The 25,001-nt window shown below is 61.1% G+C and carries 28 protein-coding genes; 8 read left to right on the forward strand and 20 right to left on the reverse strand.

What is annotated here, in order from left to right:
* Positions 1 to 2: 2 nt before the first annotated feature.
* From lipA to eno, 10 genes are all read right to left on the reverse strand, one after another.
* On the reverse strand, positions 3 to 968 hold the full coding sequence (gene lipA / locus AC1D05_RS27465) for a lipoyl synthase (RefSeq protein WP_477444845.1): 966 nt from the start codon (positions 966 to 968) through the stop codon (positions 3 to 5).
* 137 nt (positions 969 to 1,105) lie between these two features.
* Positions 1,106 to 1,363, reverse strand: coding sequence for a GlsB/YeaQ/YmgE family stress response membrane protein (locus AC1D05_RS27470; RefSeq protein ID WP_027054263.1), 258 nt, complete (start codon positions 1,361 to 1,363; stop codon positions 1,106 to 1,108).
* 99 nt (positions 1,364 to 1,462) lie between these two features.
* Complete coding sequence (gene lpdA, locus AC1D05_RS27475) at positions 1,463 to 2,908, reverse strand: dihydrolipoyl dehydrogenase (RefSeq protein WP_477444847.1); 1,446 nt, start codon at positions 2,906 to 2,908, stop codon at positions 1,463 to 1,465.
* Between the two features lie 16 nt (positions 2,909 to 2,924).
* Positions 2,925 to 3,563, reverse strand: a complete 639-nt coding sequence (locus tag AC1D05_RS27480; protein WP_477444849.1) for an SGNH/GDSL hydrolase family protein — start codon at positions 3,561 to 3,563, stop codon at positions 2,925 to 2,927.
* Positions 3,560 to 3,976: a hypothetical protein gene (locus tag AC1D05_RS27485; protein WP_477444851.1), complete on the reverse strand. Its 417-nt coding sequence runs from the start codon at positions 3,974 to 3,976 to the stop codon at positions 3,560 to 3,562. Before AC1D05_RS27485 ends, AC1D05_RS27480 begins: the two co-directional genes overlap by 4 nt.
* A 14-nt stretch (positions 3,977 to 3,990) precedes the next feature.
* On the reverse strand, positions 3,991 to 5,367 hold the full coding sequence (locus AC1D05_RS27490; RefSeq protein WP_477444853.1) for a pyruvate dehydrogenase complex dihydrolipoamide acetyltransferase: 1,377 nt from the start codon (positions 5,365 to 5,367) through the stop codon (positions 3,991 to 3,993).
* 20 nt (positions 5,368 to 5,387) lie between these two features.
* Complete coding sequence (locus tag AC1D05_RS27495; RefSeq protein WP_477444855.1) at positions 5,388 to 6,785, reverse strand: pyruvate dehydrogenase complex E1 component subunit beta; 1,398 nt, start codon at positions 6,783 to 6,785, stop codon at positions 5,388 to 5,390.
* Between the two features lie 14 nt (positions 6,786 to 6,799).
* A complete protein-coding gene (gene pdhA, locus AC1D05_RS27500) occupies positions 6,800 to 7,837 on the reverse strand; it encodes a pyruvate dehydrogenase (acetyl-transferring) E1 component subunit alpha (protein WP_477444857.1) in 1,038 nt (345 codons plus the stop codon).
* Between the two features lie 191 nt (positions 7,838 to 8,028).
* The gene (locus AC1D05_RS27505; protein WP_477444859.1) at positions 8,029 to 8,352 is read right to left on the reverse strand and encodes an FtsB family cell division protein; all 324 of its coding nucleotides are present in this window, start codon (positions 8,350 to 8,352) and stop codon (positions 8,029 to 8,031) included.
* 160 nt (positions 8,353 to 8,512) lie between these two features.
* Entirely contained in the window at positions 8,513 to 9,787 is a 1,275-nt protein-coding gene (gene eno / locus AC1D05_RS27510) for a phosphopyruvate hydratase (RefSeq protein ID WP_477444861.1), read from the reverse strand.
* 198 nt (positions 9,788 to 9,985) lie between these two features.
* On the opposite strand from eno, the gene AC1D05_RS27515 reads away from it, so the two are divergent.
* Positions 9,986 to 10,111 (forward strand): hypothetical protein, encoded by a 126-nt coding sequence (locus AC1D05_RS27515; protein ID WP_477444863.1) that lies wholly within the window; start codon positions 9,986 to 9,988, stop codon positions 10,109 to 10,111.
* Positions 10,112 to 10,174: 63 nt separating this feature from the next.
* Here the strand turns inward: AC1D05_RS27515 and AC1D05_RS27520 are convergent, their stop codons facing one another.
* Positions 10,175 to 10,540: a PRC-barrel domain-containing protein gene (locus AC1D05_RS27520; protein WP_477444865.1), complete on the reverse strand. Its 366-nt coding sequence runs from the start codon at positions 10,538 to 10,540 to the stop codon at positions 10,175 to 10,177.
* Positions 10,541 to 10,623: 83 nt separating this feature from the next.
* Positions 10,624 to 10,827 (reverse strand): dodecin family protein, encoded by a 204-nt coding sequence (locus AC1D05_RS27525; RefSeq protein WP_027045027.1) that lies wholly within the window; start codon positions 10,825 to 10,827, stop codon positions 10,624 to 10,626.
* Positions 10,828 to 10,971: 144 nt separating this feature from the next.
* On the opposite strand from AC1D05_RS27525, the gene AC1D05_RS27530 reads away from it, so the two are divergent.
* Complete coding sequence (locus AC1D05_RS27530) at positions 10,972 to 11,646, forward strand: hypothetical protein (RefSeq protein WP_477444867.1); 675 nt, start codon at positions 10,972 to 10,974, stop codon at positions 11,644 to 11,646.
* Positions 11,647 to 11,693: 47 nt separating this feature from the next.
* Here the strand turns inward: AC1D05_RS27530 and kdsA are convergent, their stop codons facing one another.
* From kdsA to AC1D05_RS27550, 4 genes are all read right to left on the reverse strand, one after another.
* The gene (kdsA, locus tag AC1D05_RS27535) at positions 11,694 to 12,554 is read right to left on the reverse strand and encodes a 3-deoxy-8-phosphooctulonate synthase (protein WP_477444869.1); all 861 of its coding nucleotides are present in this window, start codon (positions 12,552 to 12,554) and stop codon (positions 11,694 to 11,696) included.
* Positions 12,551 to 13,435, reverse strand: a complete 885-nt coding sequence (locus tag AC1D05_RS27540; protein ID WP_477444871.1) for a VOC family protein — start codon at positions 13,433 to 13,435, stop codon at positions 12,551 to 12,553. The genes kdsA and AC1D05_RS27540 overlap by 4 nt, the downstream gene beginning before the upstream one ends.
* A 94-nt stretch (positions 13,436 to 13,529) precedes the next feature.
* A complete protein-coding gene (locus AC1D05_RS27545; RefSeq protein WP_477444873.1) occupies positions 13,530 to 13,820 on the reverse strand; it encodes a Dabb family protein in 291 nt (96 codons plus the stop codon).
* A 167-nt stretch (positions 13,821 to 13,987) separates the two neighbouring features.
* Positions 13,988 to 14,122 (reverse strand): hypothetical protein, encoded by a 135-nt coding sequence (locus AC1D05_RS27550; RefSeq protein WP_475450872.1) that lies wholly within the window; start codon positions 14,120 to 14,122, stop codon positions 13,988 to 13,990.
* 117 nt (positions 14,123 to 14,239) lie between these two features.
* On the opposite strand from AC1D05_RS27550, the gene AC1D05_RS27555 reads away from it, so the two are divergent.
* On the forward strand, positions 14,240 to 14,353 hold the full coding sequence (locus AC1D05_RS27555; RefSeq protein WP_477444875.1) for a hypothetical protein: 114 nt from the start codon (positions 14,240 to 14,242) through the stop codon (positions 14,351 to 14,353).
* A 99-nt stretch (positions 14,354 to 14,452) separates the two neighbouring features.
* The gene (locus AC1D05_RS27560) at positions 14,453 to 15,709 is read left to right on the forward strand and encodes a class I SAM-dependent methyltransferase (RefSeq protein ID WP_477444877.1); all 1,257 of its coding nucleotides are present in this window, start codon (positions 14,453 to 14,455) and stop codon (positions 15,707 to 15,709) included.
* A gap of 222 nt (positions 15,710 to 15,931) precedes the next feature.
* On the opposite strand, the gene AC1D05_RS27565 is transcribed toward AC1D05_RS27560, so the two are convergent.
* From AC1D05_RS27565 to AC1D05_RS27575, 3 genes are all read right to left on the reverse strand, one after another.
* Positions 15,932 to 16,471, reverse strand: coding sequence for a hypothetical protein (locus tag AC1D05_RS27565; protein WP_477444879.1), 540 nt, complete (start codon positions 16,469 to 16,471; stop codon positions 15,932 to 15,934).
* Between the two features lie 360 nt (positions 16,472 to 16,831).
* Positions 16,832 to 18,811: a bifunctional 2',3'-cyclic-nucleotide 2'-phosphodiesterase/3'-nucleotidase gene (locus AC1D05_RS27570; RefSeq protein WP_477444881.1), complete on the reverse strand. Its 1,980-nt coding sequence runs from the start codon at positions 18,809 to 18,811 to the stop codon at positions 16,832 to 16,834.
* Positions 18,812 to 18,959: 148 nt separating this feature from the next.
* Positions 18,960 to 20,225, reverse strand: a complete 1,266-nt coding sequence (locus AC1D05_RS27575; protein WP_477444883.1) for an NAD(P)/FAD-dependent oxidoreductase — start codon at positions 20,223 to 20,225, stop codon at positions 18,960 to 18,962.
* Between the two features lie 164 nt (positions 20,226 to 20,389).
* Here AC1D05_RS27575 and AC1D05_RS27580 point away from each other — a divergent pair, with 164 nt between their 5' ends.
* Positions 20,390 to 21,040, forward strand: coding sequence for a 5-formyltetrahydrofolate cyclo-ligase (locus tag AC1D05_RS27580; RefSeq protein WP_477444885.1), 651 nt, complete (start codon positions 20,390 to 20,392; stop codon positions 21,038 to 21,040).
* A 194-nt stretch (positions 21,041 to 21,234) separates the two neighbouring features.
* Positions 21,235 to 21,648 (forward strand): hypothetical protein, encoded by a 414-nt coding sequence (locus AC1D05_RS27585; RefSeq protein WP_477444887.1) that lies wholly within the window; start codon positions 21,235 to 21,237, stop codon positions 21,646 to 21,648.
* On the opposite strand, the gene AC1D05_RS27590 is transcribed toward AC1D05_RS27585, so the two are convergent.
* Positions 21,645 to 22,118, reverse strand: a complete 474-nt coding sequence (locus AC1D05_RS27590; protein WP_013531467.1) for an Lrp/AsnC family transcriptional regulator — start codon at positions 22,116 to 22,118, stop codon at positions 21,645 to 21,647. The two genes, AC1D05_RS27585 and AC1D05_RS27590, sit on opposite strands and share 4 nt — an antisense overlap.
* 157 nt (positions 22,119 to 22,275) lie before the next feature.
* Here AC1D05_RS27590 and ald point away from each other — a divergent pair, with 157 nt between their 5' ends.
* Positions 22,276 to 23,391: an alanine dehydrogenase gene (gene ald / locus AC1D05_RS27595; protein ID WP_477444889.1), complete on the forward strand. Its 1,116-nt coding sequence runs from the start codon at positions 22,276 to 22,278 to the stop codon at positions 23,389 to 23,391.
* A 264-nt stretch (positions 23,392 to 23,655) separates the two neighbouring features.
* A complete protein-coding gene (locus AC1D05_RS27600) occupies positions 23,656 to 24,888 on the forward strand; it encodes an outer membrane protein (protein ID WP_477444891.1) in 1,233 nt (410 codons plus the stop codon).
* Positions 24,889 to 25,001: the final 113 nt, after the last annotated feature.

The raw sequence follows: 25,001 nt of genomic DNA on the forward strand, positions 1-25,001 counted from the left end.
GGCTAGAGCGACTTCTGGAGTTGCGCTTCCCGCGCCGCGCGCAGCCGCGCGAAATCGTCGCCGGCATGGTGCGATGAGCGCGTCAGTGGGCTCGATGCCACCAGCAGGAAACCCTTGGTCCGGCCGATCGTCTCGAAGGACTTGAATTCTTCGGGGGTGACGAAGCGGATCACCGGATGGTGCTTCTTCGACGGCTGCAGATATTGGCCGATGGTCATGAAGTCGACATTGGCCGAACGCAGATCGTCCATCAACTGCAGGATTTCGTTCCGCTCCTCGCCCAGGCCGACCATGATGCCGGACTTGGTGAAGATCGACGGGTCGAGTTCCTTGACCCGCTGCAACAGCCGGATCGAGTGAAAGTAACGGGCGCCCGGCCGGACCTTCAGATAGTTCGACGGCACGGTTTCGAGATTGTGGTTGAAGACGTCGGGCTTGGCCGCCACGACGATCTCCAGCGCGCCGTCCTTGCGCAGGAAATCGGGCGTCAGGATTTCAATCGTTGTCAACGGCGTTGCCGCGCGGATCGCACGGATGACTTCGGCGAAGTGCTGCGCGCCGCCATCGGCGAGATCGTCGCGATCAACCGAGGTGATGACGACGTGGCTGAGCCCCATCTGCTTGACGGCATGCGCGACGCGTGCGGGTTCATCGGCATCGAGCGCGGTCGGAATGCCGGTGGCGACATTGCAGAAGGCGCAGGCGCGCGTGCAGATCTCGCCCATGATCATGAAGGTGGCGTGCTTCTTCTCCCAGCACTCACCGATGTTGGGGCAGCCGGCCTCTTCGCAGACGGTCACCAGCTTGTGCGATTTCACGATTTCGCGTGTCTCGGCATAGCCCTTCGAGACCGGCGCCTTGACGCGGATCCAGTCCGGCTTGCGCAACACCTCCTGGTCAGGCTTGTGCGCCTTTTCCGGGTGCCGCAGCCGCGGCGCGTTGGCGATTGTGTCGAGGACAGTGACCATCTGAACCCTGGCTTTGCTTGCGACCGCCCGTCGGCGATCGTCACGTTTACGTCATCTAGGACTTTTCGGCCCAAAGAAAAAGGCTGCAGCGGCGCATGCCGCTACAACCGTTTTCGCATAGCCGGCAACGATATCGACTAGCGGCGCACCAGGCGACCGACCCAGATCAGCAGGCAGGCACCGATAAATCCGGTGATCAGATAGGCGGTCCAGCCGACGCCGAACACGCCGATATTGAGCGCCTGCAGGATGGCATTCAGCACCACCGCGCCAACGATGCCCATGATAATGTTCATGAAAATGCCGGTGTTGCTCTTCATGACCATTTCGGCAAACCAGCCTGCCAGGCCGCCGATGATGATGGCTGCGATCCAGCCCACGCCGTTCAAGTGCATATGCCTTCTCCTTGCGCACGTAAAAATGCATCCGGAAACGAACACCGCTGCCGTCGAGCTCCCAAGGCTTTCGCGTTTGAGTCTCTCGCGGCGAATCTATCATGCGTTCAACGCGCGGCCATAGGCGTCGAGCACGCTTTCCTTCATCATCTCCGACAGCGTCGGATGCGGGAAGATGGTGTGCATCAGCTCTTCTTCGGTCGTCTCGAGGTTCATCGCGACGACAAAGCCCTGGATCAGCTCGGTCACCTCGGCACCGACCATATGGGCGCCGAGCAACTGACCGGTCTTCTTGTCGAAGATGGTCTTGATGAAGCCCTGGTCCTCGCCAAGCGCGATCGCCTTGCCGTTGGCGGCGAACTGGAAGCGGCCGACGCGAATATCCTTGCCCTCGGCCTTGGCCTTGGCTTCCGTCAGACCGACTGAGGCGACCTGCGGGTTGCAATAGGTGCAACCGGGGATCTTGAGCTTGTCGATGGCGTGCACGCCGGGAAAGCTGGCGATCTTTTCGATGCACACCACGCCTTCGTGCTCGGCCTTGTGGGCCAGCATTGGCGGGCCGGCAACATCGCCGATGGCGTAGATGCCGGGTACGTTCGTCTTGCCGTAGCCGTCGACGACGACGCAACCACGGTCCGTCTTTACGCCGAGTGCTTCAAGCCCGAGGCCCTCGATATTGCCCTGCACGCCGACAGCCGAGATCATGCGGTCGGCCGTGATCTTCTCGACCTTGCCGTCCTTCATCTCGATATGCGCGGTGACCGAGTTGGCACCCTTCTCGACCTTGGTCACCTTGGCTTCGAGGATGATCTTCATGCCTTGCTTCTCGAACTGCTTTTGCGCGAATTTCGAGACTTCGGCATCTTCGACCGGCATCACCGCCGGCAATAATTCAACCACCGTCACGTCGGCGCCCATGGTGCGGTAGAAGGAGGCGAATTCGATGCCGATGGCGCCGGATCCCATCACCAGCAGCGACTTCGGCAGTTCCGGCGGAACCATGGCCTCGAAATAGGTCCAGATGAGCTTGCCGTCCGGTTCGATGCCAGGCAGCGCGCGCGGCCGGGCACCGGTCGCCAGAATGATGTGTTTGGCGGTGTAGGTGCCCTCGCCCTTGACGCCCTTCGGCACCGGCGGCTGCGGTTCCATCGGCTTCTTGGCCGTCTTGGAGACGACAACCTCACCGGGCTTCGACAGCTTGGCTTCGCCCCAGATGACGTCGACCTTGTTCTTCTTCATCAGAAAGGCGACGCCGCCATTCAACCGCAGCGAAACTTTTCGCGAACGGTCGACCACGGCCGCGGTGTCGACGCTGACCTTGCCGTCGAGCTTCAGGCCATAGTCCTTCAAATGATCCGAATAGTGCATGATCTCGGCCGAGCGCAGCAGCGCCTTGGTCGGTATGCAGCCCCAGTTGAGGCAGATGCCGCCGAGATGCTCGCGCTCGACGATCGCCGTCTTGAAACCGAGCTGGGCGGAACGCACCGCCGTGACATAGCCGCCCGGGCCGGAGCCGATGATGATGACGTCGTAGTTCTCAGCCACGGTTTTTCTCCTTGAATCACAATTCCAGCATGCCGCGCACGACAGGCGCTAACGCCTTGCCGATGTTGCGCGTATTTTCGGCGTCGAGGTGGACGCCGTCGAGCGGTGTACATTTGGCGACGCTCGCGGCATCAAAAAAGCCGCAGCCCATCTCCTCGGCGGCGGTTTGATAGAAGCCGGCGAGTTTGGGCGACTCGATTGCGCCCGTTCCCAACATTTCGGCGTAGTCCGCCTTGCGGGTTTCCACGATATGCGGCGGCGCAACCAGAATAATCCTGGGGCCGACACTGCCGAACGGATAGACGTGCCCCCGCACGATCTCAACGAGGCGCCGCATGCCATAGGACGCGATGACCGCGCTGCCATGAATCGACGGCTTCATGTCGTTCGAGCCAAGCATGATGATGACCAGATCGAGCGGCGAATGCGTGCTCAGGAGCGTTGGCAATATCCGCGCGCCATTGCGGTCCGCGGCCGACAGGAAGTCGTCATAGGCCGTGGTGCGACCGCCCAGTCCTTCGGCAATGACGTGGACGCCCGGCCCGAGCGCTGTCGCCAGTGTGGTCGGCCACCGGTCTTCGTATTCATGTCGACCCAAGGTCTCGGGGTCGTGTCCCCAGGTCAGCGAATCGCCGTAGCAAAGCACCGTCTTCATGCGCTCACCCGTGCATTGATCAAACCGCGTCTCACCCGCCAGCGCACGAACAGCCACTGCACGATGATGGTCACCAGCCCAGGCAAGCCAAGGCCTGCAATGAATGGCATGTCTTTCCTGACGACTGCCGCACTGCTGTCGCTATAGAGCGTCAACGCGACCAGCAGGACAATCAGCACCGCAAACACGATCAGCGTCCATTTGCCGGTTTTGGCCACTGCGGCGGCGGGATCATTCATCAGCTGGGCGATGAAGAAGACAAAGGTGACGACGAACGTCACCAGCATCGAGACTGCAAAGGCGACGATGTATGCTCCCTGATCGTCGGTGGCGACAGCCAGCCACTGCGCGACCAGGCCGCCGGCAAAGCCGGAAAGGATGAAAGCGAAAAGGCTGGTGAAGAATGTCCGCACAGCCTTTCCCTTTCCTAGACCAGCATGCCCATCGGGTTTTCGATCAGCCGCTTGAAGGCGACCAGCAGTTCGGCACCGAGGGCTCCATCAACGGCGCGATGATCGGTCGACAGCGTCACCGACATCACGGTCGCGATCTTGATCTCGCCATTCTTGACCACCGCCCGCTCCTCGCCCGCACCGACAGCCAGGATCGTCGCATGCGGCGGGTTGATCACCGCGGCAAAATCCTTGATGCCGAACATGCCGAGGTTCGACACCGCCGTGGTGCCACCCTGGTATTCTTCCGGCTTCAGCTTGCGGCTGCGGGCACGGCTGGCCAGATCCTTCATCTCGTTGGAGATGGTGGACAGCGTCTTTTCGTCCGCATGCCGAATGATCGGGGTGATCAAGCCGCCGGGGATCGACACGGCAACGCCGACATCGGCGTGCTTGTGCTTGACCATGGCGCTCTCGGTCCACGAGGCATTGGCATCCGGCACTGCCTTCAGCGCCATGGCCATCGCCTTAATGACCATGTCGTTGACCGACAGCTTGTAAGCCGGAGCCTCGCCCTTGTCGGACTTCTTGACGGGAGCTGCCGCGTTGATCTGCGTGCGCAGCGCCAGCAGTGCGTCGAGTTCGCAGTCGAGCGTGAGATAAAAATGCGGGATGGTGGTCTTGGCCTCGACGAGACGCCTCGCAATGGTCTTGCGCATGTTGTCGTGCGGGACGAGGTCGTAGGAACCTTGCTCGAACAGCTTCAGCACTTGGTCGTCCGACATCGCCTTCACGGCGGGAGCGGCAGCGGCAGGCGCGCCGGCCGGAGCCTTGGCTGCGGGTGCGGCCTTGGCACCACCACCGGCAATCGCGGCATCGACATCGGCCTTCACCACACGGCCATGCGGTCCGGTGCCGGTCACACCAGACACATCGACGCCGGCGTCCTTGGCGATACGGCGGGCCAGCGGTGAGGCGAAAGTGCGCTCGCCAGCCGCATGGCCATTGGCGGCCGGAGCCGCCGTGGCTTTCGGAGCGGCTGCGGCCGCAGGTTCTGCCTTCGGCGCCTCAGCCTTTGGTGCATCAGTCTTTGGTGCCTCAGTCTTGGGAGCTTCGACTTTCGCTGGCGCAGCACCGCCACCGCTTTTCGCGGCGGCGCCTGCGTCCTCGCCCTCGGCGGCAAGCACGGCGATCAGCGCATTGACCTTGACGCCTTCGGTGCCGGCGGGGACGACGAGCTTTGCGACCGTGCCTTCATCGACGGCTTCGACTTCCATCGTCGCCTTGTCGGTCTCGATCTCGGCAATGACATCGCCCGGCGAAACCTTGTCGCCCTCTTTCACGAGCCATTTGGAAAGATTGCCCTCTTCCATCGTGGGCGAGAGCGCCGGCATGGTGATGTTGATTGGCATTTCTTGTCCTCCCGCCCGGTTCAGCGATATGCGACGGCTTTGACCGCCTCGATGACTTCGCCGACATTCGGCAATGCCAGCTTTTCGAGGTTTGCCGCATAAGGCATCGGCACGTCCTTGCCGGCAATGGTGATGACCGGCGCGTCGAGGAAATCGAAGGCGCGCTGCGAGACCTGGTTGGCGATGTGATCGCCGACCGAACTCTGCGGATAGCCTTCTTCGACCACGACCAGCCGGTTGGTCTTCTTAACCGAGGCGATGATGGTGTCGAGGTCGAGCGGGCGGATGGTCCTCAGGTCGATGATCTCGGCGTCGATGCCCATGCCGCGCAGTTCCGCTTCCGCCTTGACCGCGTAGGTCATGCCGATGCCGAAGGATACGATGGTGACGTCCTTGCCCGTTTTGTGGATGCGCGCCTTGCCGATCGGCAGCACGAAATCATCGAGCTTCGGCACGTCGAAGGACTGGCCGTAGAGGATTTCGTTCTCGAGGAAGATGACCGGGTTCGGATCGCGGATCGCTGCCTTCAGCAAGCCCTTGGCGTCGGCGGCCGTATACGGCATCACCACCTTCAGGCCCGGAATGTGGCTGTACCAGGCGGCATAGCACTGCGAGTGCTGGGCGGCGACGCGGGCGGCGGCACCATTCGGTCCGCGGAACACGATCGGCGCGCCCATCTGGCCACCCGACATATAGAGCGTCTTGGCGGCCGAGTTGATGATCTGGTCGATCGCCTGCATGGCGAAGTTGAAGGTCATGAACTCCACGATCGGCTTCAGACCGGCCATCGCCGCACCGACGCCGACGCCGGCAAAACCATGCTCGGTGATCGGCGTATCGACGACGCGCCGTGGTCCGAACTCCTGCAGCAGCCCTTGGGTGATCTTGTAGGCGCCCTGGTATTCGGCGACCTCCTCGCCCATGACGAAGACATCGCCGTCGCGGCGCATCTCCTCGGCCATCGCATCGCGCAGCGCTTCGCGCACCGTGGTCGAGACCATTTCCGTGCCGGTCGGAACGTCGGGATCGGCTGCAATTTCCGTTTTCGGGGCGGCTGCGACAGGAGCGGCGGCGGGCTTGGCGGCCTCCACCTTTTCCTCGGCTGGTGCCTCTGCCTTCGCCGGGGCTTCCGCCTTGGCGGGAGCCGCGGACTTGCCTACGTCGGCAACACTCTCGCCATCCTGCAGCAGAACGGCGATCGGTGTGTTGACTTTGACGCCTTCGGTGCCGGCGGCGATCAGGATCTTTCCAATCGTGCCTTCATCGACGGCTTCGACTTCCATCGTCGCCTTGTCGGTTTCGATTTCGGCGATGACGTCGCCGGCGACGACCTTGTCGCCCTCGTTCTTCAACCACTTGGAAAGATTACCCTCTTCCATGGTCGGCGAGAGAGCGGGCATGAGAATTTCGATCGGCATGTCCTGGCCCTCCCTTACAGTACGATATCGGTCCAGAGCTCGGACGGATCCGGCTCTGCATCGTTCTGGGCAAATTCGGCGGCGTCTGCGACGATGTCGCGAACCTCCTTATCGATGGTCTTCAACTCGTCCTCGGTCGCCCATTTCTTCTCGATCAACCGTGCCTTGACCTGTTCGATCGGATCATGGTCGGAGCGCATCTTCTGCACTTCTTCCTTCGAGCGGTACTTCGCCGGATCGGACATGGAATGGCCGCGATAGCGATAGGTCTGCATTTCGAGAATGATCGGCCCGTTGCCAGCGCGGCACCACTCGGTAGCCAGATCGCCGGCCGCCTTGACGGCGCGCACATCCATGCCGTCGACCTGGATGCCCGGAATCTTGAACGAGGCGCCGCGATGCGAAAAATTGGTTTCCGCCGACGAGCGCGAAACAGAGGTGCCCATGGCGTAGCGGTTGTTCTCGATGATGTAGATCACCGGCAGCTTCCACAGCGAGGCCATGTTGAAGCTTTCATAGACCTGGCCCTGGTTGGCCGCACCATCGCCGAAATAGGTCAGCGAGACATTGTTGTTGTCGCGGTAGCGGTTGGCGAAGGCCAGGCCCGTGCCGAGCGAGACCTGCGCGCCGACAATGCCGTGGCCGCCGTAAAAATGCTTCTCCTTGGAGAACATGTGCATGGAGCCGCCCTTGCCCCGCGACAGGCCGCCACGGCGTCCCGTCAGCTCGGCCATGACGCCACGTGGCGAAAGCTCCATCGCCAGCATGTGGCCGTGGTCGCGATAGGCTGTTATCATCTGGTCGCCGTCGATCAGCGCCATCTTCATGCCGGTGACGACCGCTTCCTGGCCGATATAAAGGTGGCAGAAGCCGCCGATGAAACCCATGCCGTAGAGCTGGCCGGCCTTTTCCTCGAAGCGGCGGATGAGCAGCATATGCCGGTAGGCGGCAAGCTCTTCGTCCTTGGTGAATTCAGCCGGCTTGGGCGCGGAAAGCCCAGATTTGCCGTCGGATTTCGATTTGGCAGGCGCTTTTCTGGCTGCGGTCGCCATGCATCACTCCCTGTTGCGTCTCTTTGTGGACATTAGGCAGGACGAAATCTGCCCTGGGAAGATCAGCTCTCCCCACCGATTTATGCAAAGCTAACACGCGTCAGAGCGTTGCGCCATGACGAATTTGCATAGCTGGCATGCGCCTAAGCGATTAAAATCATTGAAAATATTGGCGATTAACTGAAAATCAGTTATTTCGCTGAAGCCGGCAGCATGATGGTGATTTCATCAGCCTGGGACAGATTGAGCGCCCTGCGCGCCTGCTCGTCGAGCATATCCTTCTCCAGCGTACCGTCATGCATGAGCCGAACGCGCCGTTCGAGCTCCATACGACGCGCCTTGACGACATCGAGCTGAGCCTGCAGCGCAACCGTCTGGGCTTCCAGCTGATATTTCGAATTGATGCCGAATTCACCGTGATAGGCATGAAACCCAAAATACGCCAGGAACACCACGCAAAGCGAAGGGATGATCAGCCGGCCGGTGTTTCTCTGCTTGTGCTGACGCGTCCACATGACCGATTCCCCATGGCCGCGAACTCAGGCGACCCGGAACCTTTTTCGCCTGATTGTGCTTAACGGACGGTTACGGAGACCGGCCCGGCGATCAGCGATATGAAAAAGGGCGGGAATGATCCCGCCCTTCGCGCAAATATCTAAGTTTAGTTTTTCCCAATCAGCCCTTGATCACCGACTTGCCGGCGTAACGCGCCTGTTTGCCGAGTTCTTCCTCGATGCGGATCAGCTGGTTGTACTTGGCCATGCGGTCCGAACGCGACAGCGAGCCGGTCTTGATCTGCCCGCAATTGGTGGCGACGGCGAGATCGGCGATGGTCGAATCCTCGGTTTCGCCTGAACGGTGCGACATGACGGCCGTATAGGCCGCTTTGTGCGCGGTCTCGACGGCGTCGAGCGTTTCCGTCAGCGAGCCGATCTGGTTGACCTTGACCAGGATCGAATTGGCAACGCCCATGCGGATGCCGTCGCGCAGGCGCGCCGTGTTGGTGACGAACAGGTCGTCGCCGACCAGCTGCGTCTTCTTGCCGATCAGGTCGGTCAGGTACTTCCAGCCTTCCCAGTCGTCCTCGGCCAGGCCGTCCTCGATCGAGATGATCGGATAGTCGGCGGCGAGCTTGGCGAGGTACTTGGCCTGGGCCTTGGGATCGCGCGTCTTCTTCTCGCCCTCATAGACATAGTTGCCGTCCTTGAAGAATTCGGTCGCGGCGCAATCGAGTCCGAGCGCGATCTCCTCGCCCGGCTTGAAGCCGGCCTTTTCGATCGATTCCATGATGAAATCGAGCGCCACCGGCGCGCTCTTCAGGTTCGGGGCAAAGCCGCCTTCATCGCCGACATTGGTGTTGTGGCCGGCATCCTTCAGCTTCTTGCGCAGCGTGTGGAAGATTTCCGACCCCCAGCGAACAGCTTCGCGCAGCGTCGGCGCGCCGACCGGCAGGATCATGAATTCCTGGAAGTCGATCGGGTTGTCGGCATGGGCGCCGCCATTGATGATGTTCATCATCGGCACCGGCAGGACGTGCGCCTTGGTGCCGCCGACATAACGATAGAGCGGCAGGCCTGAGGCATCCGCCGCGGCCTTGGCCACCGCCAGCGAAACGCCGAGAATGGCATTGGCGCCGAGGCGGCTCTTGTTGGGTGTGCCGTCGAGTTCGATCATCGTCTGGTCGATATGGATCTGGTTTTCGGCTTCCATACCGCCGATCGCCTCGAACAGCTCGCCATTGACCGCCTCGACGGCCTTGAGCACGCCCTTGCCGAGATAGCGGGCGCCGCCGTCGCGAAGCTCGACGGCTTCGTGAGCGCCAGTCGAGGCGCCGGATGGCACCGCGGCGCGACCCATCGAGCCGTCTTCGAGTACGACATCGACCTCGACGGTCGGGTTTCCACGGCTGTCCAGGATTTCACGTCCGACAATGTCGATGATGGCGGTCATTGCGATGTCCCCGATTGATCTGACGAAAGGTCGCGCCCGTCTTAGCCAAAGCGACGCAAAAGGCAATCCGGCCATGGCCGAATAGTGCCGCCAGCCCGATTCACGAAGCGCAAATTTCTGTCATCATAAGTCATGTCACCGGACACGCATTTCGAGGTACGGTCTCAATGGGCGGGGCGAAACAGGAGGAGTTTCGCCATGTCCGAGTTGAGCGGTATCGTGAGTTTGTTCCTGATCGCGGCGGCGTTCCTGACGTCGTGCGACACCCAACAATCGCCACCGAAGGCTTTCGCGGCTTTGTCGGTGTTGAGCACCAGCGAATAGACGTTGGCGTTGACGCGAAAAAGGGCCCCGTCGAAACGAGGCCCTTTTTTGATTGTGGTTGCGTCAATGCCAGTAGGGCGTGACCTTGTAATACTCATATGACGCGTCGCGGGCGGTCTCACCATCCGCACCGGCCAGTTCGTTGATCGAATAGGCGGGCGCTGCCTTCAGCTGATCCTTCGAGAAGGGCACGACATAACCGCCCTTGTGCTCGTCATAGTCGAGACTTGCCCAGGGAACGGCGTGGTATTTCTCGCCGATGCCGAGAAAGCCGCCAAAGCCGATCACAGCGAACATGATGCCGTTCGACGTCTTGTCGAGCATGATGTCCTCGATGCTGCCGATGCTCTTGCCTTCGGTGTTGTAGACCGACGTGCCGATGACTCGCGAAGCGGCAATGGCTTCGGTGTGACCTGTCTGAGTTGTCATGATCTGCTCCTCATTGTCGTTGAACTCTGCTTTGACAATGAGGGGCGCGGGCGAAAGTTCCCGACTTTTTCGGCGGCGGCCAATCACTCCGCGAGGATGAAAGTGACCTTCATGTTGACGCGGTAGGCAGCGATCTTGCCGTCCTCGACGACGATCTTCTGATCCTGGATCCAGGCGCCTTCGACGTTCTTCAGGGTTTTCGAAGCGCGGGCGATCCCCTTTTCGATGGCGTCCTGAAAACTCTTCTTCGATGACGAGGTGATTTCGGTGACGCGGGCGACGGACATGGCTTCCTCCTGCCAAAACGCTCATTTGCCGGCCAAGCGTACAACCGGTCTATGCCTTCCACAAGCGCGGCCCCATCGGGGCCATTGTCATGCCGCCGTCCAGCGTGGCATTGAGGGAGCGTCCGGTCGTTTTGTGAGGCGGCAATGGCCCGAAGGCGCAGTCAGCAGCCAGCAGCGGCGCAGCCGCCGGCACCAGTGGTTGATGCCAATGCCGCGAATGCGTCCAGCGGCTACTTCTTTGCCGGCGCCATGGTGCTGATCGCCGCCCTGATCCCCTGGTATTTCGAGCTGCCGCTCAACTTCAACGTCAACGACCGCGAATTCAATCCACTGGTCTTCGTCCCGGTCGTGTTTGCCGTCATCGGGCTCTACGCATTGCTGAAGGCGATCCGTGACACATTGCGCGTGCGCAAATTCGGCGCAACGACGCTAAAGGCGGGGCCGGCAAAACCTGGCGGACGCTTCGAAGGCCGGCTCCGGTCGGGCCGCGATCTGGCTCCTTCCGGTGACTACGTCGTCAAATTGCGATGCATCAGAACCTACCGCGTCGGCGGACCGGCCGTGAACACGACCGCCGGGGATAAATCGACCTACAAGGAAGAGCTCAGATACGAGGAAAAGCTCGTCGTGCCGCGTGGTTCCGTGCAGTCGAGCGTGGGCATTCCCTTCGCCTTTGCGATCCCGGCCGATGCCCTGCCATCGAACGGCCCGCCGGTTTACGAGCGCCAGCATGGCAATGTGCGCTGGATCCTGACCGTCACGGCGCCGATGCCAGGCGTCGACTATTACGCGGTGTTCGCGATCGACATGAGGCGGTAGGCCAGAACAACTGACATGCAGGCGGTTGAAGCATCCCTCAGGGCGCTTTAGCGACCCTTGGCGATGCGATCGAATGCCATCAGCCTCTCGAGCAGAGCCGGCATATCCTTCAGCGGTAGCATGTTCGGACCATCGGAAGACGTCGAATTGTCCGGATCCTGGTGGGTCTCGATGAACACGCCGGCGACGCCGACGGCGACAGCCGCACGCGCCAGCGTTTCGACAAAGCGCCGCTCGCCACCCGAGGAACCGCCCTGCCCGCCCGGCTGCTGCACCGAATGCGTGGCGTCGAAAATCACCGGCGCGCCGATTTCCGCCATGATCGGCAGCGCGCGCATATCCGACACCAGCGTGTTGTAGCCGAAGGACGCGCCGCGCTCGGTGGTCAAAACATTGGCGTTGCCGGAGCCGGTGATCTTGGCGACCACGTTCTTCATGTCCCAGGGCGCGAGGAATTGCCCCTTCTTCACGTTGATGACCTTGCCCGTTTTCGCGGCGGCAACCAGCATGTCGGTCTGACGCGACAGGAAGGCCGGAATCTGCAGCACATCGACATGCGGCGCGACGATCGCGCACTGCTCCTCGGTGTGGACATCGGTCAGAATGGGAAGCGAGAATTCCTTGCGCAGTTCGTCGAAGACCGGAAGTGCGGCGTCCATGCCGGCGCCGCGTGTTGCCGACAGCGAGGTGCGGTTGGCCTTGTCGTAGCTCGTCTTGTAGACGAGGCCGATGCCGAGCTTGCCGGTCAGTTCCTTCAGAGCGCCGGCCATATCGAAGGCATGCTGGCGCGATTCGAACTGGCACGGGCCAGCGATCAGCGCCAAAGCCGCGTTGTTGTCGAAAACGACGTTGCCGACCGTTACCGACGAATTGGGCGCCATCGAATTGGACGCTTGGGACTTGCTCATGGAATCTCCCGGAAGATGAAAGCCGCGCCCTGCCCGGACGCCGGCGGCACGACAATGTCATTGCCCGCTATATCGTGCTGGATGGAATTGGCTGCAAGCAGCCGTGACGTGACTTCAATGCTTCGGACGGCAAAGACGATCGCCACGAAGCGAAGTTTCGTCGATGACCCGGCCGGAATGCCAAAGCGGGCGGTGAAGGATTTGGGATCAAGTACGCTCAAAGTTGCATTCGGGAGGAGAAACGCCTCGCCGTCGGCGGCAGGATCGTTCGCCGCCACCGAGATCAGGCTGATCTGTTCGGCAGGCTGGTCGCTGACCGCCACCACTTCCGCAATGCCCGTGGCGCCATTGGCGTGGGCCTGCAAAGCCGTACGGTCCACTTTCGGCGCGTTGATCCGCTGGCAGGCAAACAGGAACGCGTCGGTTGCTCCGCGGGTCGCAGCAAAGGCGAGCTTGAATGACGCCACATCGCTCTTGCCCGATGTATCCATGAAGGCGCGTGAAAAGCTTAGCGTGTCGCCCGCCGACAGGCCGGCCTCGACATAGCGCGCATGAGCGGCGTCGGCATTGTCCGTGCCGAGGACGACCGCGGAAAATCCCTCATCGCCGCGGCTGTCGCGATAGAGGCGGTCGCGCGCGACGAAGACATTGCCCCCGGCGGCTGCGTCAATCGCTGTCTGGTCACTGCCGATCCCGAGCGGCTCCAGATAGGTGCCGTCGGCGAGGAAAACGCAGCAGTTTTCCGTTCCAAAGGGATGGATGCCGGTCGGGGCGACGACAAAGCCTAGCGAAATGAGCCGGGCTCGCGCGGTGTCGAGGCTGCCGGTCGGCAGAACGAGATGGTCAAGCGGATGCGTGCCGGTGGTTGGTCTGTCGGTCATCAGGCGCGGTGTGCATCATTCCGAGGAGCGGTTCAAGGCCATTTTCCGTTGGTGGCGGCCGGGGACTTGTCGAGATCCGGAACCGCGCGCTGGATCAGCTGACCGCCACGACATCGGCTGAATAGCGCAGTTCGCGCAATGGTTTGACCTTGGCTGTGGTCTGCGCATAGAGCGGATGCGCCTTGTAGGCGGCCAGCGCTGCGTCATCGGCGAACTCGGCGTAGACGACGACATCGACTTCATCCGACAGCGGGTCGACCTTGGTATTCAAAGTGACCTCGAAGAGACTGGAATGAGGAATGTTGCCGAGTGCCAGCAGCCCGGTGCGCACTGCCTCCACATCCGCCTTGCGCCGCGCGCTGAAGAAAACGATATGCCGGATCAATCACGCCTCCTCGATCTGAATGTCGGGGTCTTTAGTGACGGCGGTCCCCTCGCGTCAACCGTCCATGGCGCCACGCGTCCTTGCGACGCGCCCGGATGGGGCCGGACCTCATCTCGCGCAACGAACACCTCGCAGAAGCGCCGGGCTGCTATCTCTCGAAGGGGATATTATGCCTTGCCGGTGACGTAGCGCACGGCATGGGAGAACTCCCGGACCGATATGTCGAGATACCGGCCCTGATTGTAGAGGCCGTCCCAGATCAGGAAGAACGCGATGGCGGCAATGACGACTACATAACGCATGGCTAAAGCTATCGCACAAGCGCGACTGCGGCCATAGACGTTTTTTGCTTTTGGGCAGCAGCGACTCGACGAAAATGCCGAACGCCATGTGGCACAGCCCAGCTATCGGCTTGCCTCTTGAAGTTCCCCCTCATGACGTGGAAGATTGTGATCGGCATTCGCTGGGAAGCGCGGAAGCTCCGGTTAACGGGCGCGCGCTTTCGTTCGACCCGCCTGTCGCCGAACCCGTGAGCCAACGGGACCAGGCAAGGGTGTTCGAAACTGGCGGATGATCCAAGAGAACCGTGGCCCGGCAATTGCGCTGGCACCACGGAAATCCAGGGGCATGAAATGGCAGACGGGGACCATCATAGCGTAGCGCCGGGCGAAGCGGTCAGGCTCGACGAGTTCAATTTCGCCGAGATCGTCAAAGGCCTGCCGGCCAAGGCGCGCATGGTGCTGTCGGCGGCGATGAACCTGCCGCGTGGTACGCTCAGGGTCAGGATGCCGGATGGTCGCGCCGTTCTCGTCGGCGGCAAGGGACCCGGCCCGGACGCCGAACTGGTGCTCAAGAACTGGCGCCTGCCAGGCCGCGCCTTTTCCGGCGGCACGATCGGCGTTGCCGAATCCTATATGGATGGCGATTGGGAAAGCCCTGACGTCACCAGCTTCCTGGAATTGTTCGTGGTCAATTCGGCGATCGGCGAACGCGTCGCCGGCGGCGCCAGCTGGCTCATCAACACCGTCCAGCGCATCCGCCACTGGTTCAACGAGAACACGCGCACCGGCTCGAAGCGCAATATCTCGGCGCACTACGATCTCGGCAACGCCTTTTACAAAGAGTGGCTCGACCCGAGCATGACCTATTCCTCAGCGCTTTACGCCAATGGCGCCAACGACCTGGAAAGCGCCCAGGCCGCCAAATATCGGGCGCTGGCCAGGGATACGGGTATCGGCAGGAAGGATCATGTGCTGGAGATCGGCTGCGGCTGGGGCGGCTTCGCCGAATTCGCGGCACGCGAAATCGGCTGCCGCGTTACCGGACTGACGATCAGCCGCGAACAGCACGATTTCGCCAAGGCACGCATCGCCAAGGCCGGACTTGCCGACAAGGTCGACATCAAGCTGCAGGATTACCGCGACGAAACAGGGACTTACGATCGCATCGCGTCGATCGAGATGTTCGAGGCGGTCGGCGAGAAATACTGGCCGGTGTTCTTCGGCAAGATGAAGGCCTGCCTGCGCCCCGGCGGTACCGCGGGCCTGCAGATCATCACCATCAACGAGGCCGCCTACGACACCTATCGCGCCAGGCCGGATTTCATCCAGCGCTACGTCTTTCCGGGCGGCATGCTGCCGACACCGTCGATCCTGAAGGCGCTGGGCGCGGATCATGGCCTTGCGCATCTGCGCGAGCGCGTGTTTCCGGATGACTATGCGCGTACGCTCGCCGAATGGCGGCAGCGCTTCTGGGTATCCTGGGACAAGATCGTTCCGCTCGGCTTCGACGATCGTTTCAAGAAGCTCTGGGAATTCTACCTGCACTATTGCGAAGCCGGCTTCCGCGCCAGCTACATCGATGTGCGCCAGGTGGTCTACAAGGCGTAGCGCTGGCCCGTAGCCGGTGCCCGGACGATGTCTGGCATGGTCTCGACATAAAGTGTGTCGCGTCGATATGGATCACGCGACGCGCTTTATGTCCTTGCTTTTATGCATGTCGTTCTCCTAAAATCGAGGTCACTTTTGGGCGACATTGCCGGCCAGAATGTCAGACTCATGGGTCTGAAGCTGGCCCGAAGGCGTCGCTGCAGGGATAGCAAAGCATCTCTCTCAAGATTGCGACAGACGCGACATCGATAGAGCCCTGAGGCTGGCGACGTTGACGTCTTCGGTGACGTTCCATGGATCCGCAACACGCAGAGCCTTCATAACCGCTACCCATATTCGGAGGGTCAATTCGTACCATTTGCGAGTAGCGTCAAAGTCCAGTGGCTCAAGTCTGGCGTGGCCAGCGTCGCCCGATGAGATCCCGAAATGCCGGCAAGCGTTGTAGACATCGATCAACTTGTCAAATTCGCCCGTGCTGACATCAGTCACGCCGTGCTGGTCCACGAAACGCTTCCAAATCTCGCTCGGTGTGGCGACTCGAGATCTCGGTGCGGGATCATTCTGGCCCAGCAGTTGAGAAACGCTGAGGCCCAAAGTCGCGACGATGAAAACACATCGCTCAGTCAAGTGCCCGGTAGCTTGATTGTGCCGCCGATAATCTCTGGCGAGAGCCTTCCAATAGCGCTTAGCTTGCAGCAATGAATACAGTTGAAGGTTGGTGCTGTAAATGCCGTCGGTGTTGATTGAAAAGTATGTCCTCATGGCCCCCTCCGAATACCAATTTTTCAATTGTCCGAGAGCCCTTGAAAACATTGAGCTCGAAGGACGCATCTTGAAATTACGCTAACAGAAAAAGCAAGATGGCCAGGTTGCGCCGGTGACGAACGCGAGTCACCTTCACCTCGAAACATCAAGCTATCGAAGCACCCGAATCAACCCGGCAAGGAGGCGCTCGCCCAGCACCTTCCCTGCAGGCAGGCACGTCGCTCGAGCCGACACAGCCAGTCAGCCCGCAAGCCCCCGCGACAGCCTTGCCGCTGACGGCGGTGCCTGCAACCAACTGAAGCCGCGCCGCCTTAAGAAACAAACCCACGCACCTGTTGCGTGGGTTTGTTTCTTTCCTCAAAGAGTGATGCGATACTTGGCAAAACCGGCTTCGCCCTCGCCCGCCGGTTCGATCTTCAGCGACTTCACGTCGGCAATGAAGTCCTTGGCCTTGACGCCTGTCTCGAACACGACGCTGGTGCCGGGCAGCGGCGCGAACGACCAGTTGTCGTCGGCGGACGGGTTGATCGTGCCCTGGCTGACGATGTAGCGAACGATGACGTCGCGGTTGGTGTCCGGCGCCTCATAGATGATCTTGGAGGCATTGATGTCAGGGAAATTGCCACCGCCGCCGGCCCGGTAATTGTTGGTCGCAACGACGAATTTCTGATTGGGATCAATTGGTTTTCCGCCGAACATCAAGTCGACGATGCGATTGGCGCTGGCATTCGCCACGCCGCCCTTGGCATCGTATTTCGGTGCCTGCGACAGGTCTATCTTGTAGGTAACGCCGTCGATGACGTCGAAATTGTAGGATGGGAAATCGGTGTTGATGAGCGCCTGGTCGGCCTTCCCCACCTCGATCCTGTTGAAGATGCCGGCCGACATTTCCAGCCATTCCTTGACTTGCGCACCCGTGATTTCGACGGCGCGCACGGTGTTGGGATAGAGATAGAGGTCGGCGACGTTCTTGATGGCGATGTCGCCGGCCGGCACGTCGGTATAGTAGTCGGCGCCGTTGCGCCCACCGGCCTTGAAGGGAGCGGCGGCCGACAGCAGCGGCACATCCTTCCACTGCGTGCTCTTGAGAATGTCCTTCAAGTACCAGGTCTGCGCCTGGCTGACGACCTGCACCGACGGATCGTCTGCGACCAGCGAGAAATAGGAGTAGAGCGGCGCCGAAGTCTTGCCGACAGGACGGCGCACATAGGCCAGGGTCGCCTGGTGGTCCTGTTCGAGGGCGGCGATGATGCGCTTGTCGTCGGGAACAGTCGGCTTGTTCTTGTTGTCGACGCGCTCGAAGATCGGCCGCGCCTCAGAGGTCGCGGAAACGACCTTCCATTTCGATCCGTCGCGCTCCAGCATCAGGTCGATCAGACCCATATGCGAGCCCCAGAAGCCGCCCATGACGGCCGGCTTGCCCTGCAGCGTGCCTTTTTGCGTATCGACGCCCTCGAGCGACTGGAAATCCTTCTTGCCGGGGAACACTAGATGCTGGTGGCCGGTGAACACGGCGTCAATGCCATCGACGCCGGCGACGAAGAACGAGGCGTTCTCCATCATGTCGCCCTGCTTCACATCGATGCCGGAATGGGAGAGCGCGATAACGATGTCGGCGCCCTCTTCCTTCATCTGCGGCACCCAGGCCTTGGCCGCCTCGACAATGTCGCGCGTCTTGACGTTGCCCTCGAGATTCTTGAGGTCCCAGACCATGATCTGCGGCGGCACGAAACCGATGATGCCGATCCTGATCGGCTGTTCGGCGCCCGTACCGTCCTTGATCTTCCTGTCGAGGATCACGTAGGGCTTGAGGTAGAGCTTGTCGTCGCGCGGGTTGGCGGCAAGCTCGGTGCCGCGGATCAGATTGGCGCAAACGAACGGGAAATTGGCACCGGCCAGCACCTTGTCCAGGAAGGACAGGCCGTAGTTGAACTCATGGTTGCCGAGCGTCGAGCACTCGTAGCCGAGCAGGTTCATGCCTTTCATGATCGGATGCAGATCGCCGTCCTTCAGGCCCTTCTCATAGGCGACGTAGTCGCCCATCGGGTTGCCCTGCAGCAGATCGCCATTGTCGATCAGCATCGAATTGACGGCTTCCTTGCGCACCGCGTCGATCAGCGACGCCGTGCGCGACAGGCCCATCGTCTCGTTGGCTTTGTCGGCGTAGTAGTCATAAGGCAGCACGTTCACATGGATGTCGGTAGTTTCCATGATCCGAAGATGCGCCTGGTTGGCTTGCGCGCGGGCGGAGAAGGGATGAAGCACGATCAGCGCCCCTGTGGCTGCGGCACCCGCGAGAAAAGCGCGGCGGGAGACGGGGTGGAGCAGTTGCGACATGTTTTCTCCTCATCAACAACGTGACACGCCCTGCCCCGAAGCGAACTTGGCGCTGAAACCGGCTCAAGTCCACTCAAGAAGTCGCGCATTGAAGCGCCAGTCGATCAGCGACAGATGACGCGCGGATGAACCGGACAGTGGAGAAAAGTCAGGTCTTGTCGTCGTCGCCCTGGGTGATCAACCGGGCGCTGCGCTGGCCTGTGACGTAGATCCATAGCCAGCTCAGGGAAACCGCAAGCCGGTTGCGGAAACCGATCAGGAAATAGATGTGCGCAATGCCCCACAGCCACCAGGCGAGCCAGCCCGTAAGCTTGATCCAGCCGAAGTCGATCGCGGCGGCGCGTTTGCCGATCGTCGCCAGATCGCCGGCATGTTTGTAATGAAATGGCCGCGCGGTGCTATCGCCGCCGAGCCTGGCCTTGATGGTCGCCGCGACATGGCGGCCCTCCTGCTTGGCGGAAGGCGCCACGCCAGGTACTGGCCGTCCATCGGGCCGCAGCACAAGGGCGGCGTCGCCGATGACGAAAATCTCCGGGCTGCCGGGCACGCTGAGGTCGGGCTCGACGAGCACCCTGCCCGCGCGGTCCGCCTTCGCTCCCAACCATTCGGCGGCGGGCGAAGCGGCAACACCGGCGGCCCACAGGATCGTTCTCGCCTCCAGCTGCCTGTCGCCAAACACAACACCTTCGGCGTCGCAGCGCGTAACGGCGCGGCCGAGTTCGACCGTCACGCCGAGCCGCTCGAGTGCCTTGCTGGCATAGTCGGAAAGTTTTGGCGCGAAATTGGCAAGGATGCGGTCGCCGGCCTCGATCAGCACCACGCGCGTTTGCCGCGTATCGATGTTGCGGAACTCGCCGCGCAGCGTGTCGTGCGCCAGTTCGACGATGGTGCCGGCCAATTCCACGCCGGTCGGCCCACCGCCGACGATCGCAATGGTCAGCAGCGCCTGGCGTTTGGCGGGATCGATTTCCCGCTCGGCCTGCTCGAAGGCCAGGAGAATGCGCCGCCGGATGGTGGTGGCGTCCTCAAGCGTCTTCAGGCCCGGCGCGAAAGGCTCCCATTCGTCGTGGCCGAAATAGGCATGGCGGGCGCCGGTGGCGAGCACCAGCGTGTCATACGCGACCGCGCTGCCATCATCGAGCAACACGCGTTTGCCGGCGCGGTCGACGCCGGCGACATTTACCAGCAGCGTCGTCACATCCTTGCGCTTGCGCAGGAGATGGCGGATCGGCCAGGCAACCTCGGAGGTTGCCAGCGTGGTCGTCGCCACCTGGTAGAGCAGCGGCTGGAAAAGATGATGGTTGCGCTTGTCGATCATGGTGATGCGCACCGGCGCGCCTGACAGCCCGCGGGTGAGTTCGAGGCCGCCGAACCCCGCGCCGACAACGACGACATGATGGCTGGCTTCGTTCATCTCATTCACCCTGCCGGTAAGATTGCCTGTCCTAGATGTAGGTATTTTTGTGCAATGCAGCAACAGAAGGACAGTGCCCGGGACTCGTCGTCTCATGTCGTGAACGCACAAGATGTATCGTGTCGCGAGGTATAGCGTCTTCGAACACGCTTACGAGGTAAAGCATGGCCAACGATCATGACGACCAGCGTCCGGCGCAGTATTCCTCGCCGCCCTGCTTCATGCATGAACTCGATCCGGAATTCCGGGCGCCGCTATCCGACTGGACCGATGTCCGGCGCTGGCGCAAGGCCGAGCGCGAACGCCTGATCGCGGCACGCCTCGCTGTTTCGGCCGACGCGCGAACGGTGATGTCGCAGCGCATCGCCAAGGGCCTCGATGCGATCATCGGCGAGATCAGCGACCGCATGGTCAGTCTTTACTGGCCGTTTCGCGGTGAACCGGATTTGCGGCCATGGATGGCATCCGTCAATGAGCGCGGCGGCCGCACGGCGCTGCCTATCGTCGTCGAGAAAGGGCAACCGCTGATCTTCCGTGCCTACAAATCCGGCGACCGGCTGGAAAAAGGCATCTGGAACATCCCGATCCCGGCCGAGGGCGATCCGGTGCTGCCCGACATCGTCATCTCGCCGATCGTCGGCATCGACCCGGCAAACTACCGCCTGGGCTATGGCGGCGGCTTCTTCGACCGCACACTGGCCGCCATGCCGTTCAAGCCACTGGTCATCGGCGTCGGCTACGAACTGCAGCGCATCGCCACCATCTATCCTCAGCCGCACGACATTGCGATGGATCGGGTCGTCACCGAAGCCTGAGAGCCTTTTCCGGAAAATTATCCATACTTCCGCCGCGCAGCAGCGCAGATGTCACGTGACAAAAATCCGACCTGGTCGATAAATAATCTGCCCTTTAAGCTGACCATGCTACGGAGGACCGTTTCGACATGCGCTCTGGGCGGATCCAACAGTTCGGTCGCTCTTGGATTGTCTACTTCACAACGGAGGACAAGATGATCGGACGAACGATAGCGGCTGCCCTTGCCATCGCGTTTTCCTTGTCGCCTGCGCATGCGCAACCACGGCATCGTTTGCCGAGCGATTACAAATGGGGCCGTTGCCTGCTTATTGTCAGCGGTCAGACCCGCATATCCGGAAAATGCTCCTATCAAATCGAGGCGGGTGGCGATTTCAATATCCAGGGGCCCCGGCAAGTTTTTGCAGGTATCGACTATCCTGATACGCATAGTGGGGCTGGTGAAAGGTCCGAAGATTATTGGGCAGATGTCTACAAGGACGGTGATGTTTGGGCCGGCTATGCGAACTCCGAGATTGACGAAACGCACGGTGATGAACATTGGGAAGAACTGCGCCGCGAAGGCGCATGTTATATAGGCAAGGACGTCCGGGTGTGCCTTTGGCGCTAAGCCATTTCCGGCTTCATGCCCATCGCCGTACGGTCGACGATTTCGCGCAAGGCGAATGACGAGTTGATCTTCGTCACGTGCGGCATCGCCGACAGCCACTCCTTGTGGATGCGCTCATAGTCGACGAGATCCTTCGCCGCGATGCGCAGGATATAGTCGTATTCACCCGACATCAGGTGGCAGGACAGCACGTTGGGGCAGCGCTTGATCGCCGCCTCGAAATCCGACAGCGTCTTCTCGAACTGGCCCGACAGCGATATATGCACGATCGCCGTCATCTGGTGACCAAGGGCGGCATTGGAAAGCCGGGCGTGGTAGCCGCGAATGGTTCCGGATTTCTCGAGATTGTCGAGCCGGCGCGAACAGGCCGACTGCGACAGGCCAACCTTCTCGGCGAGCGCCGCATTGGGTATCCTGCCATCCTTCTGCAAAGCCTCTAGAATGGCGATATCGATCCTGTCGAGCGGCATTTTTCGTGAATCCTGCGAATATCCTGCTATTTCGCGCAACGATTATCGAAACCTGCCTGTCCGCGCAAGCGCATTCGCAAACACTTGCGAGCCGATTCATGGTTCACTTCACCGATACAGGGAGTGAGCCCAAAAGGGCCCGGATCAGGAGAAGACAATGCGCGTCGGCTGCCCCAAGGAAATCAAGAACCACGAATATCGTGTCGGCCTCACGCCAGGCGCGGTTCGCGAATATGTGGCGCATGGCCACGAAGTGCTGGTCGAGACCGGCGCCGGCGCGGGCATAGGCGCCGATGACAACGCCTATCGTGCTGCCGGCGCCACCATCGCCAAGACCGCCGCCGACGTGTTCGCCAAGTCGGACATGATCGTCAAGGTTAAGGAGCCGCAGCCCAATGAGTGGGTGCAGCTGCGTGACGGCCAGATCCTGTACACCTATCTTCACCTGGCTCCGGATCCGGAGCAGACCAAGGGCCTGCTCGCTTCGGGCGTGACCGCAATCGCCTACGAGACCGTAACCGACGACCGTGGCGGCCTGCCGCTGCTGGCGCCGATGTCGGAAGTCGCCGGCCGCCTGTCGATCCAGGCCGGCGCGACGGCGCTGCAGAAGGCCAATGGCGGCCGTGGCGTGCTGCTCGGCGGCGTGCCCGGCGTGCTGCCCGGCAAGGTTACCGTGCTCGGCGGCGGCGTCGTTGGTCTGCACGCGGCCCGCATGGCCGCCGGTCTTGGCGCCGACGTCACCATCATCGACCGCTCGATCCCGCGCCTGCGCCAGCTCGACGACCTTTTCGCCGGCCGCGTGCACACCCGCTACTCGACCGTCGAGGCGCTCGAAGAAGAATGCTTCTCGGCCGACATCGTCGTCGGCGCCGTGCTGATCCCTGGCGCTGCAGCACCCAAGCTCGTCACCCGCGAAATGCTGTCCGGCATGAAGAAGGGCTCGGTGCTGGTCGACGTCGCCATCGACCAGGGCGGCTGCTTCGAGACCTCGCATGCGACGACTCATGCCGAGCCGACCTACGAGGTTGACGGTGTCATCCACTATTGCGTCGCCAACATGCCAGGCGCCGTGCCGGTCACCTCGGCTCATGCGCTGAACAATGCGACGCTGCACTACGGCCTGCAGCTCGCCGACAAGGGCTTGAAGGCGCTGGTCGACGACCATCATTTGCGCAACGGCCTCAATGTCCACAAGGGCAAGATCACGAATCGTGCGGTGGCCGATGCGCTCGGCTACGAACTGGTCGAGCCGAAAGCTGTTCTGGCCGCCTGATACACCCAGAAAAAGTCAACTTGCTATTGTTGCCCGCCGGTTCGTTCCGGCGGGCTTTTTATTGGTCGATCTAGGGTGGCAAGCCCGTTTACTGGTGTCGGTTGCAGGGGTGGGTTTACCCACAACTGTTGCATATTTGTCATTCCAAATCTGGCCGAGTCCCTGCTAGAGACATGGTGGGTTTATTGATTAGGGGTTTGGGCAATGTTTCTTCGCGTCTCTGCGAAATCTTTTCTTCTTGGTGCTGTTTCTGCTGTGGCCTTGATGTCCGCGGCACATGCCGCAGACGTCGTGCAGCCGGTCGAAGCATCCGGTTTTAACTGGGGTGGCGCTTATGTCGGCATCGGTGGTGGCTTTGGCGCCAGCGTGCACAAGTTCAGCATCGCGCCGGTTGTCGACTTCAACGGCATCGGCGGCAACGGCGTATTCGGCGAACTGACAGCCGGCTATGACTATATGGTCTCCGAACGTTTCCTCTTGGGCGGGTTCATTGACGCCAACGGCGGAAACATCGGCCCGTCGATCAGCATTCCAGGTGCCGATATCGACCTGACCAATTCCTACGGTTTCGATGTCGGCCTGCGCGCTGGCTATCTCCTTAACGCCAATACGCTCGGCTATGTGCTCGGCGGTTACACTTGGCAGCATTTCAAGCTTGATGGATCGGGCTTTGCCGAGGGCTTGAATTTCACCCAGAATCGCAGTGGCTATGTGCTCGGCGTCGGCATGGAAACCGTGCTGCGTGGCAACTGGACATTGAAGACCGAATACCGTTACGCGAACTATGGCGACAAGTCGGTTATTGATTTTGGCGGCGGTTCTCTGAACGTCGAGCCGTCCACCCACACCTTCCATATCGCCGCCAACTATCGCTTCGGTGCTCAGAATGGTGGCGGCGCTTCATTTGCGGCCCCGACCTACAACTGGACCGGCTTCTATGTTGGTGGCGCCCTCGGTGCCGGCACGGCGGTTCACGACCTAGGCGTCGACCTTGGTGGCGGCGCTCTCGATCTCAATGGCATCGGCAGCGAAGGCGTGTTCGGCGAAGCCAGCATTGGTTATGACTACGACTTCGGCAGCTGGGTTGCCGGTATACAGCTCGATGGCAGCTATTCTGGAATTCGCTCGAAACTCGACATCCCTGGCGGCTCGGTCAAGCTCGACAACGATTACGGCTTCGATGCTTTGGCCCGCGTCGGCGCCAAGGTCAATGAATCGACCCTAGCCTATGTCATCGGCGGCTATAGCTACCAGCATTTCGACCTCAAAGCTTCGGATCCGATCGGCGACATCATCGACTGGGGCAAGAGTGGCTTCACGATCGGTGGCGGCCTCGAAACGGCGGTATCCAGCAACATGACTGTTGGCCTTGAATATCGCTATTCGCAGTTCGGCAAGAAGGACTTCTCGTCCGAATTCGGCGCTCCGGACGGTACGCTGACCGACAAGGCTTCGTTCCAGACTGTGCGCATCGGCGCGAAGTACAAGTTCAACTAAAAAGCCCCTCCAGGCAAAAGTTGCAGCCCGTCGGCCTGGCCGGCGGGCTTTTTCTTTGTGTGCCTGTGCTCTTCGCGAAAATGCGGGCAACAAAAAAGCGGAGCCAAAGCCCC

It is taken from the genome of Mesorhizobium sp. P2_E9 (assembly GCF_056403815.1).

What these genes read in the sequence shown, in the direction of transcription:
- lipA (WP_477444845.1), bottom strand. Translation starts at nt 968, where the DNA reads ATGGTCACTGTCCTCGACACAATCGCCAACGCGCCGCGGCTGCGGCAC.
- AC1D05_RS27470 (WP_027054263.1), bottom strand. Translation starts at nt 1,363, where the DNA reads ATGCACTTGAACGGCGTGGGCTGGATCGCAGCCATCATCATCGGCGGC.
- AC1D05_RS27480 (WP_477444849.1), bottom strand. Translation starts at nt 3,563, where the DNA reads ATGAAGACGGTGCTTTGCTACGGCGATTCGCTGACCTGGGGACACGAC.
- AC1D05_RS27490 (WP_477444853.1), bottom strand. Translation starts at nt 5,367, where the DNA reads ATGCCAATCAACATCACCATGCCGGCGCTCTCGCCCACGATGGAAGAG.
- AC1D05_RS27495 (WP_477444855.1), bottom strand. Translation starts at nt 6,785, where the DNA reads ATGCCGATCGAAATTCTCATGCCCGCTCTCTCGCCGACCATGGAAGAG.
- pdhA (WP_477444857.1), bottom strand. Translation starts at nt 7,837, where the DNA reads ATGGCGACCGCAGCCAGAAAAGCGCCTGCCAAATCGAAATCCGACGGC.
- AC1D05_RS27505 (WP_477444859.1), bottom strand. Translation starts at nt 8,352, where the DNA reads ATGTGGACGCGTCAGCACAAGCAGAGAAACACCGGCCGGCTGATCATC.
- eno (WP_477444861.1), bottom strand. Translation starts at nt 9,787, where the DNA reads ATGACCGCCATCATCGACATTGTCGGACGTGAAATCCTGGACAGCCGT.
- AC1D05_RS27515 (WP_477444863.1), top strand. Translation starts at nt 9,986, where the DNA reads ATGTCCGAGTTGAGCGGTATCGTGAGTTTGTTCCTGATCGCGGCGGCG.
- AC1D05_RS27520 (WP_477444865.1), bottom strand. Translation starts at nt 10,540, where the DNA reads ATGACAACTCAGACAGGTCACACCGAAGCCATTGCCGCTTCGCGAGTC.
- AC1D05_RS27525 (WP_027045027.1), bottom strand. Translation starts at nt 10,827, where the DNA reads ATGTCCGTCGCCCGCGTCACCGAAATCACCTCGTCATCGAAGAAGAGT.
- AC1D05_RS27530 (WP_477444867.1), top strand. Translation starts at nt 10,972, where the DNA reads ATGGCCCGAAGGCGCAGTCAGCAGCCAGCAGCGGCGCAGCCGCCGGCA.
- kdsA (WP_477444869.1), bottom strand. Translation starts at nt 12,554, where the DNA reads ATGAGCAAGTCCCAAGCGTCCAATTCGATGGCGCCCAATTCGTCGGTA.
- AC1D05_RS27540 (WP_477444871.1), bottom strand. Translation starts at nt 13,435, where the DNA reads ATGACCGACAGACCAACCACCGGCACGCATCCGCTTGACCATCTCGTT.
- AC1D05_RS27550 (WP_475450872.1), bottom strand. Translation starts at nt 14,122, where the DNA reads ATGCGTTATGTAGTCGTCATTGCCGCCATCGCGTTCTTCCTGATCTGG.
- AC1D05_RS27560 (WP_477444877.1), top strand. Translation starts at nt 14,453, where the DNA reads ATGGCAGACGGGGACCATCATAGCGTAGCGCCGGGCGAAGCGGTCAGG.
- AC1D05_RS27565 (WP_477444879.1), bottom strand. Translation starts at nt 16,471, where the DNA reads ATGAGGACATACTTTTCAATCAACACCGACGGCATTTACAGCACCAAC.
- AC1D05_RS27570 (WP_477444881.1), bottom strand. Translation starts at nt 18,811, where the DNA reads ATGTCGCAACTGCTCCACCCCGTCTCCCGCCGCGCTTTTCTCGCGGGT.
- AC1D05_RS27575 (WP_477444883.1), bottom strand. Translation starts at nt 20,225, where the DNA reads ATGAACGAAGCCAGCCATCATGTCGTCGTTGTCGGCGCGGGGTTCGGC.
- AC1D05_RS27580 (WP_477444885.1), top strand. Translation starts at nt 20,390, where the DNA reads ATGGCCAACGATCATGACGACCAGCGTCCGGCGCAGTATTCCTCGCCG.
- AC1D05_RS27585 (WP_477444887.1), top strand. Translation starts at nt 21,235, where the DNA reads ATGATCGGACGAACGATAGCGGCTGCCCTTGCCATCGCGTTTTCCTTG.
- AC1D05_RS27590 (WP_013531467.1), bottom strand. Translation starts at nt 22,118, where the DNA reads ATGCCGCTCGACAGGATCGATATCGCCATTCTAGAGGCTTTGCAGAAG.
- ald (WP_477444889.1), top strand. Translation starts at nt 22,276, where the DNA reads ATGCGCGTCGGCTGCCCCAAGGAAATCAAGAACCACGAATATCGTGTC.
- AC1D05_RS27600 (WP_477444891.1), top strand. Translation starts at nt 23,656, where the DNA reads ATGTCCGCGGCACATGCCGCAGACGTCGTGCAGCCGGTCGAAGCATCC.